This window comes from Agaribacter marinus, assembly GCF_030160655.1.
In the GTDB taxonomy this organism is placed as follows: domain Bacteria; phylum Pseudomonadota; class Gammaproteobacteria; order Enterobacterales; family Alteromonadaceae; genus Glaciecola; species Glaciecola marina.
Map to the genome: position 1 here is coordinate 186,928 of NZ_BSOT01000007.1, position 21,708 is coordinate 208,635.

The following is a 21,708-nucleotide window of genomic DNA, read 5'->3' on the forward strand; positions in this document are numbered from 1 at the left end:
ATTGAGTAGTACTAATATCAGCCCAACTGAACGCAAACCGAAGTTATTGATTGTTGATGATGACGAAAGTTTATTGCGCTTGATGTCAATTAGGCTCAGTTCTGAGGGGTTCAATGTCACGAGTGTCGATAGTGGCACTCAAGCGATACGTTTACTGTTCCATACCCCATTTGACGTGGTATTGAGTGATTTACGAATGCCAGGCATGGATGGTTTGTCTTTATTTGATGAAATCTTACATCAACATCCCGACTTGCCTGTGATTATTATGACTGCCCATGGCAGTATTAAAGATGCTGTTGCCGCGACGCAACGCGGTGTTTTTAGTTTTCTAACTAAACCAGTAAATCACGACGAATTACGTAAAACACTATTTCAGGCTGTTGCGCAAACCGGCTCAAATGAGTTAGGGGATTGGTCTGCCGATATCATTACACGCGCACCTGACATGATTCGCTTGCTTAAGCAGGCTGAACAAATCGCGCCAAAAAATGTTAGTGTGTTAATCACTGGCGCAAGCGGCACCGGTAAAGAGTTGTTGGCTAAGGCAATTCATAAAGCGTCGGATCGAAAAGACAAACCTTTTGTGGCAATTAATTGTGGTGCAATGCCCGAAAACCTGCTTGAGTCCGAATTGTTTGGTCATGCAAAAGGGGCTTTTACTGGCGCTGTTCAAGCGAATATTGGTCTATTTCGTGAGGCCAACGGCGGGACACTATTTTTAGATGAAATTGGCGATATGCCAGTTAGTTTGCAAGTAAAATTGCTACGTGCGCTGCAAGAGCGCTCTATTCGTCCAGTAGGGAGTGCAACGTCTATTGATGTTGATGTGCGCATTGTCTCTGCAACACATAATAACTTAAAAGAGGCAATGGAAGAGCAACGCTTTCGAGAGGACCTATTTTATCGTTTAAATGTGGTCGAGCTAGAACTTCCAAGTTTGAAAGAGCGTTTCGAAGATATTCCTCTATTAGCGGATCATTTACTTAAGCTAAGCGCGAAAAAACACGGTATCAACGTGCGGAAATTTGCAAACGATGCTATGAACTTACTTACCAAAGCGAAATGGCCGGGGAACGTCAGACAACTCGTAAATGTTGTTGAACGATGTGTTGCGTTAACTACGTCCAAAATTATTCCTGCGAGTTTAGTTGAGCAAGCATTGTCTCAGGAAACCCAATATTGGCCGACATTGACAGAGGCACGTGATTCTTTTGAATATAAATATTTGTGCCGATTATTGCAGTTAACGGATGGAAACGTGACGAAAGCTTCTGAGTTGGCTGGTCGAAATCGCACAGACATGCATAAGTTAATGAAAAAACACGGGTTAGACGCCGCAGAATTTAGAATTGCAAATTAGCGCAATCAGTATTTGTTTGTTACATAGCGTTTTGGCGAGTCATTTCGCCATCGCTTTCACCAAATCCAAGAATTGGTTAACATGTTGCCGGTTATGTTCTCTGAGCATCTCCGATCGGCATAGACTTGTATAACCTTGCATGAGGGCCAAGAAATTTCGGGCTAAGACTTGCGCTTGGGCGTCATCAAAAGCAGGCTCGGCCAATAAATTTAGGTAGAAAGCTTTTTCAACAGCTAGTAAAGTTTTATCAATTAGTGCTAATGAAATTGATGGTATACTCTCAGATTCATTCAAGCTTAAGGTCAGTAAACATCCTGAGTCAGAGAAATGCGTAAATAAGTATCCAAAAAAAGCCTGAATGTTGTCAATCCCCAACGGCTTTTCCCTTAACAATGGTCCACTTTGTGCTCTTTCGTTCGCGATAAAATCTTCCAGCACGACCATAAACAAAGATTCTTTATTGCCAAATTCATTGTATAAACTTTTTTTGTTAAGCCCCGTCGCTGAGGTCAAATCACTGAGCGACGTTGACTGATAACCTCTTGCGATAAATATGGCAAAGGCTTGCTGGATAACCGTTTGGCGCTCATATGCTTTGGTTCTGGCCAAATGAATACCTATAAATTCGTTAATACAATAAAAATATATTACACCAATCGGTTACTTTTTTCTTGCGTTTTAACTATAAGGTCGTTATTTTAATTTTATACCGATTGGTTACTTATTGTTTTTACCACGCGATTGCCACCAATATGCTTAAACATCAATGAAATTAAAGGAATCTATCATGACACTTTATCACCTCTTTCAATATGACCGTTCATTAAAGGTTCGCTGGCTTGCGAATGAGCTAAATATTTCCCTAAAGGTCGTGCGGCTCAATGCTAAAGAAGGAGAGTATAGACGTGCGCCATTTACAGATATTAACCCATATAGCTTAATTCCTACGCTCGTTACAGAAGACAAGCAATGCTTGTTTGAAGCTGCTGCTATTTGTCTATATTTGTGCCGACAAGAGGGCAAGGATCTTGTCGACGAAGACAATCCAATGTTTATGCAATGGCTATTTTATTTTGCGAGTAGTTTGGACCAATTGAGCGGTGGCATTATAGGTTTAAAATTGTTTGGAGAGTGCGAAAAAGTGCGGGCTAGATTAGAACCAAGAATACCCGGCAAACTAATCGCAATGGAGCTGCATTTAGAGGGGCAAGATTATTGGTACAATGGCCAATTTAGTTTGTTGGATATATTTGCATGGCATAATCTCGCGTATTTACGCAATGACGGTCAACTAGCAGACTATCCTAATCTAAATCACTATATTGATAACTTAGCCTTACGGCCTAGTTTGGCAGCGTTGTCGGTCGACAAGTTAATCAATCCTAGTTAATCATATGCGTTGGGTATCGCTATTTTGTTACAGTCATACCCAACCGCTAAACTTGAAAGTAACACCAAGCGATGAAGCCTAACAGCTGTCGACGCCATGTTTTATTGCATTACATAAAACATCTAAGTCAGCTGCTGAAGAAATGTAGGGTGGCATGATATAGATGTTTTTAGAAAATGGCCGTATCCACGCCCCGTGTTTAATAAACACTTTTTGTATTTCAGCCACATTAACTTGCGTTTTCATTTCGACAACGCCAATTGAGCCCAACACTCTTACATCGGCCACTTTATCGTGCTCAGCTAAAGGGGTTAAGGCTTCATTTAGATGTGTTTCGATAGTGTTTACTTGCGTTTGCCACGGGCTTTCCAGCAGTAAATCGATACTTGCACTGGCGACAGCACAGGCTAGGGGGTTACCCATAAACGTCGGGCCATGCATAAATACACCTGGCTCACCTTCACACACGCCTAACGCGACTTGTTCTGTGCACAATGTGGCAGCGAGCGTCATGTAGCCGCCAGTCAGCGCTTTTCCTAAGCACATTATATCGGGTGTAATTTGTGCATGGTCGCAAGCGAATAACTTACCGGTGCGGCCAAATCCGGTTGCAATTTCGTCACAGATAAGTAGCACATCAAATTCATCACAAAGTTGACGACACGCTTTCAAATATTCTGGATGATATATGCGCATACCACCTGCACCTTGCACGATAGGCTCTAAAATAAGTGCAGCGATTTCGTGTGCGTGTTGCTCAAATATATCGCGCATGGGCGCAATATCGTCAGGACTCCAAGACTTACCAAATTTTGTTTGAGGTGCTGGCGCAAAAAAGTGTTCTATCAATGACTTTTTAAACAAGCTATGCATGCCGTTGACAGGATCACACACTGACATAGCCGCAAAGGTATCGCCGTGATATCCGTTTCTAGGTGTCACTAGTTTCGATTTTTCTGGACGTCCTTGGCATGCCCAATACTGAATCGCCATCTTTATCGCCACTTCTACCGAGACAGAACCTGAATCCGCTAAAAATACCCGATGTAAACCGTTTGGAACAATATTCAATAGTTGTTTACACAGATTTACTGCAGGACTATGCGTTAGGCCACCAAACATAACATGAGAAAATTTATCTATTTGTCGATGGGCTGCGTCGTTCAAAGTAGGGTGATTGTAACCGTGAATCGTTGACCACCAAGAGGCCATGCCGTCGACGATGGTTTCGCCACTTGCCAGTGTGAGTTTTGTTCCACTTGCACCTATGACGTCGTAACACGGCAATGGATTTGTTGCTGACGTGTATGGATGCCAGATGTGTTGCTTATCAAATTCAATATTGTTCAAAAAATAGCCTTTAGTTTCGTTTGGTAAATTTGTAACATTGACAACTTGAAAGGTGAGCATAGACTATGCGTATTAAAACTTAGAGTAAACTATTTTTTTATGAATGCTGCCGTACCTCAAATGCCTAAGAATGACTGGACGCTAGACGAAATAAATGCGTTATTTGCAATGCCTTTTAATGATTTAATGTTTAAAGCACAAACGGTGCATCGACAGCACTTTGATCCCAACCATGTGCAAGTGAGCACTTTGTTGTCGATAAAAACAGGCGCATGTCCTGAAGATTGTAAATATTGTCCGCAAAGTGCGCGTTACGATACCGGACTAGAGAAAGAACGTTTACTCGAAATAGAAAAAGTTATCCAACGCGCAAAAGAGGCGAAAGCCGCAGGCTCGACACGTTTTTGTATGGGCGCTGCTTGGCGAAACCCTCGCGACAGAGACATGCCTTACATAACCAACATGGTCGAGGAAGTTAAAAAGCTTGGTCTTGAGACATGTATGACGTTGGGGATGTTAACCCGTGATCAAGCGTTGTTACTTAAACAGGCTGGCTTAGATTATTACAATCATAACCTTGATACTTCCCCTGAGTTTTATGGCGATATAATTACGACACGCACCTATCAGGATAGGTTGGATACATTAGACAACGTAAGGGCAGCAGGCATGAATGTATGTTCTGGCGGTATTGTGGGAATGGGGGAGTCTGCGGATGATCGGTCTGGTTTATTGATGCAGCTTGCTAATTTGCCCAAGCAACCTGAAAGTGTCCCTATTAACATGTTGGTTAAAGTGGAAGGTACGCCGTTAGACAAGGTTGACGATTTAGAGCCGTTTGAATTTGTAAGAACCATCGCAGTTGCCCGAATCTTAATGCCAAAAAGCTATGTGAGGCTCAGTGCTGGTAGAGAATCAATGAATGAGCAAATGCAAGCTATGTGTTTTATGGCCGGCGCGAATTCAATTTTTTATGGATGTAAACTACTCACAACATCTAATCCTGAAACGCATGAAGATGTTCAACTATTTAAAAAGTTAGGCATAAATGCAGAAAAAACCAGAAGTTACTCTGATGAGGCATATGAACAAGTGTTGCAAGAAGAAATTGAATCTCAAAAAACAGAACACTTGTTTGTTGATGCGACGAAAACATCAATGAAGGGAAAAACGTTAGCAACAAACGAGTCTTGACCAGTATTGTGCCTTTTGACTTTATTAAATCAGCAAACGCTCGCCGAAAAACCAATGGGCTTTTTCGGCAACGAACGGCCATTGTAGAATCGAGCAATTGCGTCATTAAAATTGGCGATAGCTACTTTATCAATTTTTCTAGCAATGATTACCTTGGCTTGAGCCAGCACCAAGATGTGCTACAAGCATATGTCGAAGGTTTATCGCTATATGGCGCAAGTAGTTCTTCTTCTCCCGTCGTCTGTGGTTACAGTCATGCGCATAAAGCATTAGAAGTACGTTTATCTGAATTGGTGAATCAGCCAAGTGTTGTATTGTTTAGTTCCGGCTTTGCTGCCAACCAAGCCATATGTCAGGCTTTATGCATCCCCGAACCAAGTGCCGACACCGATGTTGGCATAGTCGCGGATAAGTTGATGCACGCCTCATTTGTCGAATCTGCGTCAACAATGACAAGGTGTTTTAAACGTTTTGGACATAACGACATGTTTCATGCAGATAAACAGTTGTCTGCTTTACACAATGAAAACAAGCTACTTGTGAGTGAAGGTGTGTTTAGTATGGATGGCGATACAGCCCCGGTAAAAGAACTACTTAAGTTAAAACAAAAACATGACGCTTATTTGATGCTAGATGAAGCGCACAGTTTTGGTGTTGTTGGTGAGCAAGGTTTGGGGTTTTCAGGTTCATTTGCTTATGCACTGGAAGGGATTGAAGATAAAGGTGAACAACAAATCGATATCACCATGGGGACCTTCGGAAAAGCCATAGGCACTCAGGGGGCATTTGTTGCTGGCAGCGAGGCGTTGATTGATTACTTAGTAAATTTTGGCCGGCATTATATATACAGCACCGCGCCAGCACCAGCTATAGCCCGAGCTACATCTACCGCGTTGGATATCATGCTCAAAGGGCATGAACGGCGCCGACTACATGAAAATATAGAGCAATTCCGAGCACTTGCTGTGACCAAGGGTATTGTTCTAATGCCATCGGTAAGTGCAATTCAGCCGATTGTTGTGGGTTGTGCCGACAAGGTAATGCGAGCCAAAGAAAAGTTAATGTCGCTTGGGATCTTAGTGTCTGCCATTCGTTCGCCTACTGTCCCGAAAGGAACGGACAGACTACGTATTACGCTCAGTGCGCTACATTCAGATAAAGACATCGACGCGTTAATTGATGTACTCGTGATAGTGCGTGATAGTTTAGGTGGTTTTGATGCTTAGTCGACCTTCTACCAACGACGCAATGCAAGTTAAACGCAAACAGCGTATACGTCATGATGACCATTTTAGTACACGCAAAAGTGTAGAAAAATGCTTTGATAAAGCAGCGTTAAATTACGACGCGAACGCTGACGTGCAAAAAAAAGCTGTGAGTTTATTACACCAACAAGTTATGTTATCTGAGGTGCAAGGAACAAACGCCACGCGAGTGCAAAGCGCACAAATATCCTTGGATATCGGCTGCGGCACCGGCGCAATTTATCGGCAATTGCAGTCAGATATTGCATACAAAAGTGGTGCTCAGAATGCGCAATGGTTACACCTTGATATTAGCCACGCTATGCTGGCAAAAGCACGAAATTTAAACGATGCCACTTGGTCTTCGCCTCATTTAGCAAATAGACCTGTTTCACATTTTACGCAGGGCGATGCATATCATCTTCCTGTGCAGTCGAACGTTATTCAACATGTGTATTCTTCAATGGCTTTGCAGTGGTGTAATAACACCGCGTTAGTCTTAGCGGAAATTAGTCGTATTTTATCTACCGGTGGCGCTGCGCATCTAGCAATCATGATTGCACCTTCATTTTCACATATCTCAGAATGTTGGCAACGGGCAGGGTATGCCCCCAGAGTGAATACCTTCTTGAATGCCGAGGATTGGATAACATCACTACCAGCTTCACTGGAGCTTGTATCATCTAATGAACAATGTATTACTAGTCAGCATAAAAATTTACGTGAACTTTTAGTATCGATAAAGTCAGTGGGTGCAAACGCGACAACAACTCGTTCTTCAATTCCTTCAACAACAACTACTGCAGCTACAGCTTCTATTGCAGCAACAACTGTTGATAAGGTTGACAATGCCTCTCAAATTAAGTGTTTAACGAGAGGGGAGTTGCATGACGTCGAGAAAGAATGCAGTGCAAGTAATGAGGGCTTTATGTTGGATTACCACTTACTGTTTTTACATTTGAGAAAAAGATAAATAACACCGATTGATGATGTCCTCTGCATGAGATTCAGGATCGCCAACTATTTGAGAAAGGACGTATCATGCGCTCAATTTTTATTACCGGCACTGACACTGACGTAGGTAAGACCTTTGTTAGTAAGTTGATGTTGGATGCTCTGAAAAAAGACTATCCGCGTACCTTAGGCTTCAAACCCATTGCGGCAGGTTGTGAACACTCAACGAATGGCTTACGAAATGAAGATGCGTTAACTTTGCAAGCAGCGAGCACGATCGATACAGATTACAATGTTATTAACCCAATTGCGTTTGAACCGCCAATTGCGCCGCATATTGCTGCAGCAACGCAACAAGTTGATTTATCGGTGTCAGTATTGTCTAGACACTACAAGAATGCTTGTTCACTTGCTCCCGACATACTCTTAACCGAGGGGGCAGGTGGTTGGCGCTTACCATTAAGTGCAAACAAACACGCCGAAAAACGTGAGTTTTTATCTGACTTTGTGGCGCATCATAAAATGCAGGTTGTCTTAGTCGTGGGCATGCGCTTGGGTTGTCTAAACCATGCAGTGTTAACATATGAAGCCATCAAAAAGGATGGCTTAACGTGCGTTGGCTGGATTGCGAACCGTTGTGTAGCAAGCATGCTTAACTATGAGGACAACAAACAAACGTTAACTAAATTGTTAGATGCGCCACTATTGGCGGAAGTGCCGTATGCGAGTAATAAAAATGCTAGCTGCGTTTCATTTAACAAAACTGAATATTGGTCACAAGTATTCTGACAAGTCTGTACTATCGCTAAAAGGGGTTTTCTTGTCATTCAAGAATAATTCACCATTAAGGTTTCCTAATAAGCGAAGTGAGTCATTTGTACGTAATAATGCGGTACCTTCTCTGATACCCAACACTGGTGTTGAAGGATGCAGTACACAAAACTCTTGAATGCGTTGGTCTCTTGTCTCACCGTGAAAACCTTCGGGGTGAAAGTCCGTATAGTGCGGGTTTAATTGCGCATTCACGAAGCCCAAGGCATTGAACGACGGTGGCTCTATAATCGGCATATCATTCGTCGTAGAAATTGTTTTGCCACAGATGTTAGAACCTGCACTCCAACCGATATACTTTGTCCCGCGTTCGACACAATGGCGCAGCGGATCCAATAGTTCGTACTTATATAAATTTGCTAGTAAGTTGAAAGTGTTTCCACCGCCGACCATTATTGTTTTGGCATTTTGAATAGCATCAACAGGGTCTTCGTACTCATGTATGCCAGTAATGTTTAAATCAGGTAACGCCAATTGGACTTTTTGTGTGTAATCCGCCCATCTAATAGTAACGCCAGCGTAGGGAATAAAAAGCACATTTTTAGATGTTCCAAGTAACTCACTTATCCAGGTGGTGGCGTATTCTAGGTAAGCATATTCGCCATAGCTTGAACTACTTAACATTAAAATTTGCATTAATTGGATGACTCTTGCTATAAAAGTGCTTGAAGTATAGGGATTTTTTATCGAAGAGCAAATTTTCGAAGCGTTAAAAAGTGAATAGGCAAATGCTAGATTTTTTTGAATTGCATGGTAAATATAAACACAGTGGACTCAATAAAAAACACATTGTATTTGAAGATGTACAAGGTGTGCTGCAAGGCATAAATTGTTCTGATATTGATGTTGTTCAGGTCGCTAACTCATATGAAGGGCGTCCCATTAATCTAGTAACTATTGGGCGCGGAGCGACTAAAGTATTTGCGTGGTCTCAAATGCATGGAGACGAACCTACCGCTACATCAAGCTTACTTGATTTACTTTTATTCATTCAGTGTGACAGTGGACGGCGTTGGTACAAGGAGTGGCGTGATAATATTACATTGCATATTGTGCCGATGTTAAACCCTGATGGTGCGGCAGCAGTGACGCGCGAAAACGCCCAAGGTATTGATATTAATAGAGACGCTATAGTCTTGCAGACGCCAGAAGGGCGCATTTTGAGCAAATTAATGGATGATCTTCATCCCAATCTTGCGTTCAATTTACATGATCAAAATCCATATTACACTGCAGGCGAAAATGGCGCGAAAACGCTCGTTGCTTTTATGGCACCCCCTCCAGATGAACAAAAGACCATAACTACTGCCAGACGCCATGCTATGCAGTTGATAGGCAGCAGTGTTGAATTGATCACGCCTCGTTTTCTAGGAAAAATTGCACGTTATGATGATACATATTCATCAAGTTCGTTTGGTGACCTTGCGGCGACAAAAAATATCCCCTGCATTTTGATTGAGTCCGGATATGATGCCGCTGACTCAAATCGTCAAATGCCCAGAATGATTAACTTTGTTGCTCTTTGCCATGCATTGTCGCTTTTGTCCGCCAGTAGCGACATATCTGGAAAAGAAAAGATATACAATGATTTACCAATGAATGTTGAGGGGGATATTATTGATTGATTTTAAAAATCAGTATTTATAGGTAATTAAAGGGTGAAAGCTTAATCACCATGTTTTATACTTTAGTTTGTTGAATAGTAACGAAACACTTGGACGTATTGTGGCTGCAAATTCATCCCCCTCTCTATTATTTGTTTGTCTTGGTAACATTTGTCGGTCTCCGACTGCTGAGGGCGTGTTTCGTGACAAAGCGTCTAACTCTGGTATCGAAGTGACGATTGATAGTGCGGGAACTGGTGGTTATCATATTGGTAGTCCGCCAGATAAACGCTCTCAAGAGGTCGCCCTTTCTAGAGGATATGATCTATCTAATCTACAATGCCGAAGAGTTCACGAGAGTGATTTCGATAAGTTTGACATTATCATTGCAATGGACAAGGCAAATGAAAGAGATTTATTGCGCAAATGTCCTGATGAACATAAACATAAAGTAAAATTGTTTATGAGTTATTGTGACTCTGAATTTGATGAGGTGCCTGATCCCTATTACACCGGTAAAAAAGGATTTGAGTTAGTACTTGATTTAATTGAGCAGGCAAGCGATGGCCTTTTGCTTAAGGTGGCGGGTTAAGATAGCTGGCTAACGCGCGTAAAAAATGTACCGTAAAAAATATATTATACAAATTTGGAATCATAAATTTAAATACGATGTAACGTAAAATGTTTTATCTTAGTTTTCCGTTACCTTGTGATTACTGATTTTTCTTTGTTTCAGCAATAATCCTCTTAAGCAATCCTCCAAGTATCTTTCCGTTATGCAGCATCCGATTCGATGGACGGGGAATTGTATTCCTATGAATTGGTTGTGCAAATATAAAAAATATAATTTGTATTTAAAATGTATTGCTGTTTTGTTAATTATATGACTAATATGTAACACGTACACCAATGACTATCAATTTAACCCGCGTAATTTTAGTTTTAAGCATACTTTTGTGTTCGATAAGTTCTTTGGCGAGAGAGATATATGTCGCAAAGAACGGAGATGATTCTTCTGACGGTACCTTACAAAATCCATACTTAACTTTGACTAAAGCAGCACAATAGGCAGTCGCTGGAGATACAGTCTACATAAGAGAAGGAACATATGAAGAGGTACTTGCACCTGCAAATTCTGGTGCTGAAAACAATCCGATTGTTTTTCAATCGTATGAAGATGAAAAAGTTATCATCAGTGCAATGCAAAACTTATCCGGCTGGCAGCGCGATCAGGCGAATATTTATGTGACGGATGTCGATTGGGATTTAGGTCAGCAGAACTTTGTTATGCAAGACAACGTTGCCATGGACTTGGCGCGTTGGCCGAACAATATAGATGGTGATCCATTTACACAGAACGCCTTGCGAAACACTGGCGGTAGCAGTAGTGAAGTAGTAAACAATGCATATTTAGAGTATGCCGATGGCATTCCCGAAGGTGATTGGTCAAAAGGTGGATCGCTATACTTCTATGGTGATAAACCGGTGTCTGGCTGGACAACATGGCGTGAGTTTATCACTGACAATACTAGTACGCGCGTTACGTTTGAACTTGATAAAAATCCGACTTGGATACGTACTTTCCATGCGCCTGCAGACGGCGGTGACTTTTTTCTTCAAGGGATTAAAGAAGTATTGGATTATCAGAATGAATGGTTTTTTGACTCAGATACTAAAAAACTTTATGTACAGCTCCCTGATGGCGACATGCCACGTGAGAACCAGATAAGTATGCGCAAGCGCGTGACGACTATTGATTTAGCTGCGCGCAGTTACATTCACATCAAAAATTTAGCGGTGTTTGGCGGTTCTATCGAAATTACAGGAGGCGCATCTTTTAACCATATTTATGGCGTCACCAGCCTTTACGGGAATTATACCTTGGGTGTTGTGACTGGTTTTGCTTCTGGCAACCAGAGCGTAAATATTAGAAGTGATTGGAATCAATTCAATACTCAACATAATATTATTGAGAAAAGCGAAATAGGTTTTGGCTCAGGCACTGGCATTTATGATTCTGGTGAAAACACTCAAATTTTAAATTCATACATTCACGATTTTAATTATTTAGGTAATTATGACGCGATAATTAATGCGCGCGGCGGAAATCATACTAAGGTCCTAAACAATCTTATTACTCGGGGCGGCCGTGATGCCATTCAAGGGTTTAATGATTTTGCAGAGTATGCATACAACGATATTTCTCGTAGTAACTTAATTGCTGACGATTGTGGATTGTTTTATACCGTTGGTGGTCCTAGCAATACTGAAATACACCATAACTGGCTGCACGATGCCTATTCGTCTGGTGACAAATCAAAAGCAGCGGGTATATATTTAGACAATGACGCTGAGGCATTTAGTGTTCATCACAATGTAATTTGGAATACCGAATGGAGTAGCATCCAAATTAATTGGGATGGCACTGACATTAATATATACAACAACACCATGTACAATGGTAGCGCAGTGATGGGGGCTTGGCATAAAGAGGGGACGGCATTTTCGAATGTGAATGTGTGGAATAACCTGTCGGACAGTGATGAATGGGAGCTTCAATCGGACAAGCAAAATAACCTGACGGTAGCAAGTTCGCCTTTTGTGAACTTGGACGATGGTGATTTTAGATTGAGGGCTGGTACGTCTCCAATTGATGCAGGTCGTGTAATTGATGATATCACTGACGATGTGGCTGATAGTGAACCTGACGTCGGAGCCTATGAGCTAGGCGGCGACAACGCAGATTGGGTAGCGGGTATTAATTGGGAACGTAAACTAGGTCCGACGGGGTTGGGGTGTTATGGCTTGCCAGGCGAGGACTGTACTAACCCGAATGAACAAGAACCAACGGTTAGTTTTTCGGAAGATCAAACGATAGACGAAGGCGATACTGTGACTGTGTCGGTTGTTTTATCCGATCTGGCAATAAGCTATCCTGTATTGATTGCTTATACTATTTCGGGGACTGCTACTATTGGTGCTGATCACAATGCTGACAACGGTGAAATTGAGATAACGAGCGGTATGGAAGGTAGCTTTACTTTTTCTGTTGACACAGATGATATTCAAAATGAAAGTGAGAATATTGTAATAGCTATGGGGTCTATTTCTAACGCAATGGCAGGTGAGTCTGATATACATACCATTACAATAACAGATACTACACCGGAACCGGCGCCACTACCGACACCGGAACCTGCGCCAATACCGACGCCAACACCAACACCAGAAGTCGATGCGCCAAGCAGTTCAGGTGGCTCATTCGGCGGTGTATTGGTTTTTCTTGCTATGGCACTGCTTGTTAGAAAACGGCTTTAAAACCGTTTTCTCTTGCCTATATGAAATCTTTGGGGTTGCGGAATATATAGGACTGTCTAGCTACTAATGATTGAAAATCATGCGTTCGCAAAATGCAGTGTAGACTGCACTGCAACCTCCCATTTAGCGCATAAATGATCTCTAGTATCATTTGGCATCGCTGGCAAAAACGCTTTATCTAACGCTTTATGCGTAGATATTTCCTCAAAGTCTTTATACAAACCTTGATAAAGGCCAGCTAAATAGGCAACGCCCAATGCCGTGGATTCCATCATCGCAGGGCGCTTTACTTCTATATTTAATATATCCGCTAGAAACTGGCAGAGCCAGTCGTTGCCAACCATTCCGCCGTCTACCCATACACTTGTAGAGTTTGCACCATCTTGTTTCATTGCAGATAGTAGATCAGCAGTCTGGTAACAAACGGCTTCTAGTGCGGCGCGTGCAAGGTGTGCATTGTTGGTGTTTCGGGTCATGCCAAACATTGTTGCTCTTGCGTTTGGTTCCCAATGAGGTGCGCCTAAACCGGCAAAACCTGGGACTAAAAATACACCGTGATCGTAGTCTAACGACTCTGCTAAGGCTTGGGTTTCTTTGGCTACTTTTATGACTTTAATCCCATCTCTTAACCATTGTACGTTAGCTCCCGCTGTAAAAATTGCCCCTTCAAGTGCATAGGTGGTTTTACCATTTATACGATATGCAATGGTCGTCAGTAGTTTGTTTTGAGAGGGCAGGGCAGACTTGCCTGTATTGAGTAAGGCAAAACAACCTGTGCCGTATGTACTCTTTAAGTCACCGGTGTTAAAACAGCATTGGCCAAATAACGCCGCTTGCTGATCACCAGCAACACCGTTTATTGGGATTTGTGTATTAAAGAGGCCTTGCGCTGTTGTACCAAAATCACTTGCGCTATCGAGTACTTTTGGCAATACGGAACTGGGAACATTAAATAGCGTTAAAAGGTCATTATCCCATTGATTATTATGAATATTGTATAGATTTGTACGACAGGCATTGGTTGCATCTGTTACATGAGATTCTCCATTTGTAAGCCGCCAAATCAGAAAACTATCGACAGTACCAAAGGCCAATTTTCCTTCGTTCGCCAATTGCCTTGCTCCCTCAACATTATCTAGGATCCACGCTATTTTAGTGGAAGAAAAATACGGGTCTAACAGCAAACCAGTTTTTGCTCTGACGGATGCCAATGAAGGTGCTAATTTGTTGCAGGTAGGCGCTGTTCGACGATCTTGCCAAACAATCGCGTTATATATTGCTTTGCCCGTTGATCTGTCCCATACGAGTGTGGTTTCTCGTTGGTTTGTGATACCAATTGACACAACGTCAACATCGCTTTCGGCCGCTTTAGCGAGTGCCTCTTTACACGCTTTGTATGTGGTTGCCCAGATTTCTTCGGGGTCGTGCTCAACCCAACCATTTTGTGGATAATATTGCGTAAACTCGTATTGCGCGCTTGCGATAGGTTGACCACTTAGTGAAAACACAATGGCACGGCTTGAGGTTGTTCCTTGATCAATTGAAAGTATCGCAGTTGTCGGCATAGTATGTTTGTCCTATCTCAAAGTCGTTTTAGTTTGATGGAGCGCTCGCAAATGACGTCTAGTATTAGCAAAGGTTCGGTGCTTAGGTTTAATTTAACAACAATTTAACGTATATGTAAGCCATGCCAATATTTGTTCTGTTTACAGTTCAAACGCTCAAATATCTTTCTTAGCTTGGTCATTTACATTTAATTTATAATTTTATATATTATTTATATGATAAATAAAATCAAGTTTAAAATCTCATGCAATTACGCGAGACCAACCTTAAAAAGCTAGAGAGTCAACTCTATGATGTGTTGATCCTAGGTGGCGGCATTAATGGCGCGGTATCGGCTGCGGCCTTAAGCCGAAAAGGGGCTAAGGTTGCCCTAATTGATAAAGGCGACTTTGCGGGACAGACGTCATCAAACAGCTCTAATCTAGCCTGGGGGGGGATTAAATATTTAGAAAATCATGAGTATTTGCTCGTAAATAAGCTATGTAAAAGTCGAAATCATTTAATGCGAAGTTACCCCTCTACAGTGAGAGAGATAAGGTTTCTTACGACCTTGCAAAAAGGGTTTCGCTTTCCTGCGTGGTTTGTATTTGTTGGGACAATGCTTTATTGGGTAATGGGACGCTTTTTTACCAAACAACCAATTTTTTTGTCGCCTAAAAAAATAAAAGATGTCGAGCCTGTGATTGATGTCTCAAATTCACAAGGTGGTTTCGAATATTCCGATGCCTTTTTACATGACAACGACGCTAGGTTTGTTTATAACTTTATTCGCTCATCCATGGATAATGGCGCGGTTGTTGCCAACTATGTAGGGGCGACAAAAAGTGAGCGTCAAGGTAACTTATGGCTAGTATCTGCTAACGATGATGAGAGCGGCGAACAACTTACGATCAGAGCAAAAGTGGTTATTAATGCCTGTGGACCAATGGTTGACCATTTTAATCACATTAGCCAAGAAAGGACGGCACACAGACATTTGTTTTCCAAAGGTGTTCATCTCATTGTAAATAAACTGACGAAAGTAGATAAAGTATTGGCTTTCTTTGCCAGTGATGGGCGTTTATTCTTCGTTATTCCTATGGGACAAAAAACGTGTATTGGTACAACTGATGACAAGGTTGAAAACCCTGTAACCTATGTCACGGCAGAGGACAGGAAATTTATTCTGGACAACGTTAATTCATTACTTGATTTGGAAAGGCCGCTAACGGAAGTTGACATTATCTCTGAACGTTGTGGTGTGAGGCCATTAGCCGTGAAAGGCGAAAGTGGAAACGCAGATTGGGTTCAACTGTCTCGCAAACATGCTATTGACGTTAATACTGAAAACAAATATTTAAGTATTTTTGGTGGCAAGTTAACGGATTGCATCAACGTTGGTGAAGAGATTAGTGATATTGTAAGTGAATTAGGCGTAACGTTGGCGCAAAAGGACAAAGTTTGGTACGGCGAATCGCCTAGCAACATTAAACAAGAATTTGAATATAGAGCAAAATTAATCAAGTTGGATGAGATGACGCCTGCTTATTCTTCTGAAAAGTTAAGTACACGACTTTGGCGACGTTACGACATTAACGCCTTGCAAATATTAGATGAAATTCAACGAGATGCGTCACAGGCAGAGCAACTGATGGAGAATGCTGAATATTTGCGAGCCGAACTGCACTATGCCGCCAAACGAGAGATGATTACTCGTTTAGAGGATTTTCTTAGACGTCGGTCAAAGATAGAAATGGTATTGCGCAAGCGAGATATTATTGGCACTAAAGGAATAAAAGAAGCGTGCAGTATTTTATTTGGTGAAAATGCAGATAAAAAGTTGCAGGAATACATTGCGCATGTCGAGCAACTAGATGGTTGAACTCGTCATGACAGTCAATTCTGATGATGGCACACTATATTACTTTGCGTTAACGTGTTTTCTATAGCGGCAATAGTTGGCTTTTTTAGCATACTTGTACTTCCTAATGGCATCTTGCTGTTCTTATTGCGCTGGAAAAAGCAGCAACGATGGCAAGTCATTGCAAAGCTTGTGATAGACCATTTTTTAACACACGTGATGAAGGCCTTCAATATATTCAAGATATTAGGAAACGAATTTCGCTAACCTAAATAGTGACATCAGCATGTGGATTTTTTCCAGTTGTCGGTTTTATCCCTGGGATCATTTTCTACCGCATATATTTGTTGTCAGGCCTAAAAATTTATACCAACTTGGGCGCAGGGTTTTTGATTCGCAAAATGAATATAAGACGCTTGCTAGTAGGCAGCCGGTAACGGAATAAAGCTAGCAATTACGTTGTAACATTTATTGTGTCGTTTCCCTGCAGCCTCTATCTTTTTTGCTCGTAGAGTTTGCTCAATTTCGCTGTCTTGCGGTACTGAAGTGGGGTGCATCCAAGCTCATGTTTAAATGCCCTGCAAAAATATGAAGTGTTTGTAAACCCTAAGACTTCACTCAATTCTTCGATGCTGACATTAGAGTGTATTAGCTGTCTTTTGGCCTCTGTAAATAAACGTATCTTAATAAGCGTGCTCGCAGAGCAGCCCAACTGCGCGTTGCACAACACATTTAGGTGGCCTGGGGTTAACGCAAGCATCGAAGCGTATTCTGCAACTTTGTGATACCGATGAAACTGCCGATCAAGTAAATGTCTAAATTTACTTATCTTGGCATATTGGGTTTTTTCTTGAACCTGGCCAAACTGCTTTGTGTAAATGCGATTAATGTACAAAAGTGCGTCGTAAACCTTTGCCAGTAAGACATCTTGGCTGTCGGTTCGTAAATGTGCAATCTCGTGTTGCATCGTTGAGAGTTTTGACACTAATGCTCGATTTTGGTCTTGATCAAGCACTAAGTTTTCAGGGCCAATTTTTGTATGAAAATAATTAAATCGATGCAATAGCAATGGATCGTTGAATTCTTTTAAAAAGAATGACGCTGGGAAGAATAAGCATATTCCTTCTAGATTTTCGGTATACCAACGTCGCACTTGACCTGGGGTCGTAAATAATATTTGCTGAGGTTTTAATTCGTAGTGTTTTTCATCTAACCAGAAGCTGCCCGTTCCACCGGTGATCAATGTGACATCATAAAAATTAAGTGTGTAGGGTTCTGTTGTTTTTCTGAAAGATGGCATTTCGTGAATCCACGCGACATCTACTAACAACTTTTGTTGATATTTATTGGTAACGAAGTTGATGGCTTTTATATCTATTGGTTTAGAGAAAACTGAGTCGCCCATTATTTATTTCTTTTTACCTAATCAACGAAATGTGACATTTTTTGCATAATAGTTGAGTATCTAGTTTGCTTTCGTTTTTATAGTATAAGCGAAGATAATTTACTATAGGTAGTAACGCATTATGAAACGTCGATTCAAGACATTAGTAGCATCAGTTATTTTGGCCTTATCTCTTTTTCAAATTCAATACTCACAAGCCTTAACTAATATTGACTCGTCCAAATGGAAACTAAGCGATAAAGGCGTTCACATCGTGAAAAAAGACAATCAAGAAGTCTTCAAACTAACGTCTGGAAAATTGACTTTACTCGACCAGCAGCTAATGAATGGGACGATTGAATTCGAAATGATGAGTGAAGGGGACCGAGCGTTTGTGTATGCTTATTTCAGAGAGCAAGGTCGAGAATCTGAGCATGTGTATTTAAGAACGCATAAATCAAATTCGCCAGATACGTTGCAATATTCACCTGTCTTTCAAGGCCGAAGTGCTTGGCAGATTTATCATGGTAGTAAAGGAACCGCTACAGCATCGTTGCCTGCAAATCAATGGATCAAAGTGAAAGTATCGTTCTATGATGACTATTTAAATATGTGGGTGGGAGACCATCAAACCCTAGTATTCAACGATTTATCCCTAACTGGCAAAAAACAAAAGGGCTCAGTATCATTGAGAGGCTTTATTCCAAATGGCAGTGAAGCTAAATATAGTGCCTACATCAAAAACATTTCTATCGAGTCTAACGATACGCCGGCCACATCAAATACAAGTACCAAAAACTCAAATAGCCACTTTTTAACTACGCTTAACGTCTCTCCGGTATTTGAGGCGACCAAAGATCCGCTTGAAAGTATACCCGAGTCATTGAAAGAAAAAGATTGGTCTGTTGTGACTGCGCAAGAGGATGGGATATTCGAGTTTCTAAGATCTCGGCAAATACCCAGAGGAATGCGCTTGTATGCTGTAGTAGCAGAAACGATGTTAAGATCTAACAAAATTCAGCGATGCCAAATTAACCTCGGCTTTAGCGATACTATAAGCGTGTTGTTAAATGGGAAAATTATTGGGCATGCGGATCATAGCTACCGTTATGCGCAAAATCGGCAGCAAGGTGTATTACACGACAAACAGCTTACGCTATTTTTACCGCTTGAAGACGGTGAAAATCAGCTTCAAATGGTTGTAGCCGACAGTTTTGGCGGGTGGGGACTTCAAGTACATTTAGTTGACTGCGCTGTTGATTAAGTTTGAGTATCAAACGCAGCAGTGCAGCAGTAAAGTCTTGATTAAGACCGATTAGTGACGCTAATCTATATTCAATTTCGACACTTTATGTTAAAACTACTATTGTTACTATCTGTTTAAACAAGTGGTTTTTATTTAAAAGGAATTTTATGCGGTTGTTGTTTGTTGTATCGTCGTTGTTCTTACTTATATTATTCTCCGCGCCGTCATTTGCGCATAAATACGAAACATCTGTTGGCGTTGGCCACCAATATGGCGGTCTTTTAGGTGTGAAAGTCGCGTACAAATCGGCGCAAACAAAATATTATGGTGCGTTAGGACTTGTTGGTGTTTCGGTAGGAATGCAAACAACCTTTAGCAAAGGGTCTAAGCACACTTATGGTTTTACACTTGGTCGAGAAGAACTTCAAAGTGAAGATGGCTTTTTATTTGTCACTTACGATTATCACTTTAACGGCTTTCAACAAGAAGGTTTTGTTATTGGTACTGGTTTGGGTATTACCAGAGAAGATGACGGCGGCTTTTTGGCAGACAAGGGCGATATTGAAACTTCCACGAGCGCCACATTGACCCTCGCTTACAAGTTTTGATGGTGATACTAGCATCATAAAAATCCTGCTAGCTGTCGGTAAATGTGAAATATAATTGACAAAGTGCTCACACTTTCTACACGACCCCTTACTTAGAATATTTACTCCACCTATTTAAATACGAGTAAATATATGAAAAAGTCATTATTAGCGGTAGCAATAACATCAGCGTTTATCATGGTTGGATGTGGTTCGAGTTCTGATAAAAACACCATACTACCTAACGAATCTGATACGCCTGAACTTAATTTAGCGCTAGAACAAATAGACAAGTCTATGGTTGAAGACTTCCCATTAGCTAAGTTTGTAAAATACGATTTTGAATTTCAACGCCTCGACAATATTGATGCAATTCAGTTTTCCCCGCCGTTTTTAAACGTTCTACAACATAAACAAACCTTTGGTGCGATTGACGCTGGTGAAAGCGAGTTACCCTATTTACTGATTGAAGATACGCCTTCCAATCATTTAGATGCACTAGACTTTGTCGCTTTTGATGACAGTTATTGGTCAGTTAAAGGTGATGAAGGTGTTTTTTCTTTTGCATTGGATGGGTCAAGTATTCGCGAGTTTAGCAATGCGAATGCCGAATTCACGGAAATTACTAAAGAAGATGCCACTGACACTGCATGGTTATATGACAAAAATAATACCATGTTAGTTGCCTTAAATACTTCAACAGGTGAGTTTAGTAAAACAAAGTTAAAAGGGCTTGATAGCGTTACTGGCTTGCACGTTAACAACAAAGTGTTAACCATGCTTGTGAATAAAGACAATGAGAGTGCAATTGTTCAAATAGACACGTCAGATTCTCAATTTTCTCTTATTGATGGTTGGCATATTGAGGGCTTCGATACAGATGGTATATTCAATGACATTACGATTTTTGGTGATGGAAGGTTAATCGTCAGTATCGATTCAATGAGTGAGAATTTGTATGTCTTGGCCGACAAGGAAGAACTGCTCGGTGTTGGCCCCATTGAAGATTCTGTGAGCTTGGAGGTCAGTGATACTATTGCGTTGCCTGAGGTTATATTGCAGCCCTCGGGGATTCATGCAGCCGATGATGGTAAATGGCTAGTGATTACAGATCAAGCTGAGGCATATGTATTGGGTGAAGACTTTTCCTTAGAGAATTCAACTAAGTTGTCATTTGATAGTATAAATTGTAATCAAGGGTGCACCGAAGCGATTATCGGAGACAGTACTCAGTATTATGCAATTACTGACGCAGGTTTAGTTGGGCGCTTTGAGCTTGCTAATGGCGAATATAATTTGGCGCAAGAATATGAATTAGACATTACCAGTAGCGAAGGTGATACATATATTTATGCGGGTTTAACGCAAAATAAAATGACCGGCGAGTACTATTTGATACCCGATGACAATAGCCCTGATACCGAAGATGAGTTGTTAGTATTAGATAACGAATTTTCCTTGCTCAGTCGTCATGACATAACATTTGCAAGTGAAGTCGATGGCAGCATTCATCAATATGATGCGCAAGGGGTCGAATATTATGATGGCGCGATTTATGTGTTATCTCAACAATTTACAAAGGTACTAAAGCTTAATTTGAATGGCGAGATTCTGTCGGTTTTTGACATCGATCCTGAAGATGTGTCTGAACCGAGTGATTTTACAATCATCAATGATTTGATATACGTCGTGGGCGATCATGAGGATGATCAACCGGCGCCGCCGATTACTGTGTATGGTTTGCCTGAGTAGTATAAGTAGCGATACACGGTAAAAAGCCCGTAATATGCAGTTAAGCATGTTAGCTGCATATTACTGCGGGCCTATTTTTACTTAT

18 protein-coding genes are annotated in these 21,708 nt (G+C 41.3%); 13 read left to right on the forward strand and 5 right to left on the reverse strand.

All coding sequences use genetic code 11. The annotated features are described in order from the left end of the window. The first annotated feature begins 1 nt into the window (after position 1). Positions 2-1,363, forward strand: a complete 1,362-nt coding sequence (locus QQK00_RS15350) for a sigma 54-interacting transcriptional regulator (protein ID WP_284218497.1) — start codon at positions 2-4, stop codon at positions 1,361-1,363. Positions 1,364-1,402: 39 nt separating this feature from the next. On the opposite strand, the gene QQK00_RS15355 is transcribed toward QQK00_RS15350, so the two are convergent. Further along, positions 1,403-1,972 carry a TetR/AcrR family transcriptional regulator gene (locus tag QQK00_RS15355; protein WP_284218499.1) on the reverse strand — a complete coding sequence of 190 codons (570 nt, stop codon included), beginning with the start codon at positions 1,970-1,972 and terminating at the stop codon, positions 1,403-1,405. Positions 1,973-2,150: 178 nt separating this feature from the next. Here QQK00_RS15355 and QQK00_RS15360 point away from each other — a divergent pair, with 178 nt between their 5' ends. After that, positions 2,151-2,753, forward strand: a complete 603-nt coding sequence (locus QQK00_RS15360) for a glutathione S-transferase family protein (protein WP_284218501.1) — start codon at positions 2,151-2,153, stop codon at positions 2,751-2,753. Positions 2,754-2,831: 78 nt separating this feature from the next. Here QQK00_RS15360 and bioA read toward each other — a convergent pair whose 3' ends face one another. Beyond that, the gene (gene bioA, locus QQK00_RS15365; protein ID WP_431307748.1) at positions 2,832-4,103 is read right to left on the reverse strand and encodes an adenosylmethionine--8-amino-7-oxononanoate transaminase; all 1,272 of its coding nucleotides are present in this window, start codon (positions 4,101-4,103) and stop codon (positions 2,832-2,834) included. A gap of 99 nt (positions 4,104-4,202) precedes the next feature. On the opposite strand from bioA, the gene bioB reads away from it, so the two are divergent. From bioB to bioD, 4 genes are all read left to right on the forward strand, one after another. Beyond that, on the forward strand, positions 4,203-5,297 hold the full coding sequence (gene bioB, locus QQK00_RS15370) for a biotin synthase BioB (protein ID WP_284218504.1): 1,095 nt from the start codon (positions 4,203-4,205) through the stop codon (positions 5,295-5,297). After that, a complete protein-coding gene (locus tag QQK00_RS15375; protein ID WP_284218505.1) occupies positions 5,294-6,523 on the forward strand; it encodes an aminotransferase class I/II-fold pyridoxal phosphate-dependent enzyme in 1,230 nt (409 codons plus the stop codon). Before bioB ends, QQK00_RS15375 begins: the two co-directional genes overlap by 4 nt. Next, complete coding sequence (locus QQK00_RS15380) at positions 6,516-7,514, forward strand: methyltransferase domain-containing protein (protein ID WP_284218506.1); 999 nt, start codon at positions 6,516-6,518, stop codon at positions 7,512-7,514. Before QQK00_RS15375 ends, QQK00_RS15380 begins: the two co-directional genes overlap by 8 nt. 68 nt (positions 7,515-7,582) lie before the next feature. After that, positions 7,583-8,284: a dethiobiotin synthase gene (gene bioD / locus QQK00_RS15385; protein ID WP_284218507.1), complete on the forward strand. Its 702-nt coding sequence runs from the start codon at positions 7,583-7,585 to the stop codon at positions 8,282-8,284. On the opposite strand, the gene pepE is transcribed toward bioD, so the two are convergent. Next, positions 8,270-8,962: a dipeptidase PepE gene (pepE, locus tag QQK00_RS15390; protein ID WP_284218508.1), complete on the reverse strand. Its 693-nt coding sequence runs from the start codon at positions 8,960-8,962 to the stop codon at positions 8,270-8,272. The genes bioD and pepE overlap by 15 nt on opposite strands. Before the next feature lie 92 nt (positions 8,963-9,054). Here pepE and QQK00_RS15395 point away from each other — a divergent pair, with 92 nt between their 5' ends. The 3 genes from QQK00_RS15395 (at position 9,055) to QQK00_RS15405 (ending at position 13,248) form a co-directional block, all read left to right on the forward strand. Next, complete coding sequence (locus QQK00_RS15395; protein ID WP_284218509.1) at positions 9,055-9,951, forward strand: M14 family zinc carboxypeptidase; 897 nt, start codon at positions 9,055-9,057, stop codon at positions 9,949-9,951. 100 nt (positions 9,952-10,051) lie between these two features. Next, the gene (locus QQK00_RS15400; protein ID WP_284218510.1) at positions 10,052-10,522 is read left to right on the forward strand and encodes a low molecular weight protein-tyrosine-phosphatase; all 471 of its coding nucleotides are present in this window, start codon (positions 10,052-10,054) and stop codon (positions 10,520-10,522) included. A 608-nt stretch (positions 10,523-11,130) separates the two neighbouring features. Continuing rightward, a complete protein-coding gene (locus QQK00_RS15405) occupies positions 11,131-13,248 on the forward strand; it encodes a right-handed parallel beta-helix repeat-containing protein (protein WP_284218511.1) in 2,118 nt (705 codons plus the stop codon). 77 nt (positions 13,249-13,325) lie between these two features. Here QQK00_RS15405 and glpK read toward each other — a convergent pair whose 3' ends face one another. Beyond that, positions 13,326-14,813, reverse strand: a complete 1,488-nt coding sequence (gene glpK, locus QQK00_RS15410; RefSeq protein ID WP_284218512.1) for a glycerol kinase GlpK — start codon at positions 14,811-14,813, stop codon at positions 13,326-13,328. Positions 14,814-15,058: 245 nt separating this feature from the next. Here glpK and QQK00_RS15415 point away from each other — a divergent pair, with 245 nt between their 5' ends. Continuing rightward, entirely contained in the window at positions 15,059-16,675 is a 1,617-nt protein-coding gene (locus QQK00_RS15415; RefSeq protein WP_284218513.1) for a glycerol-3-phosphate dehydrogenase/oxidase, read from the forward strand. Positions 16,676-17,147: 472 nt separating this feature from the next. On the opposite strand, the gene QQK00_RS15420 is transcribed toward QQK00_RS15415, so the two are convergent. Further along, complete coding sequence (locus tag QQK00_RS15420) at positions 17,148-18,059, reverse strand: AraC family transcriptional regulator (RefSeq protein WP_284218515.1); 912 nt, start codon at positions 18,057-18,059, stop codon at positions 17,148-17,150. 121 nt (positions 18,060-18,180) lie between these two features. Between QQK00_RS15420 and QQK00_RS15425 the strand changes: the two genes are divergently transcribed. The 3 genes from QQK00_RS15425 (at position 18,181) to QQK00_RS15435 (ending at position 21,623) form a co-directional block, all read left to right on the forward strand. Continuing rightward, positions 18,181-19,302, forward strand: a complete 1,122-nt coding sequence (locus tag QQK00_RS15425; protein ID WP_284218516.1) for a 3-keto-alpha-glucoside-1,2-lyase-like domain-containing protein — start codon at positions 18,181-18,183, stop codon at positions 19,300-19,302. A 149-nt stretch (positions 19,303-19,451) separates the two neighbouring features. Further along, positions 19,452-19,892, forward strand: coding sequence for a hypothetical protein (locus tag QQK00_RS15430; RefSeq protein ID WP_284218517.1), 441 nt, complete (start codon positions 19,452-19,454; stop codon positions 19,890-19,892). Positions 19,893-20,024: 132 nt separating this feature from the next. Then, positions 20,025-21,623 carry a hypothetical protein gene (locus tag QQK00_RS15435; protein ID WP_284218519.1) on the forward strand — a complete coding sequence of 533 codons (1,599 nt, stop codon included), beginning with the start codon at positions 20,025-20,027 and terminating at the stop codon, positions 21,621-21,623. The last annotated feature ends 85 nt before the right edge of the window (positions 21,624-21,708 follow it).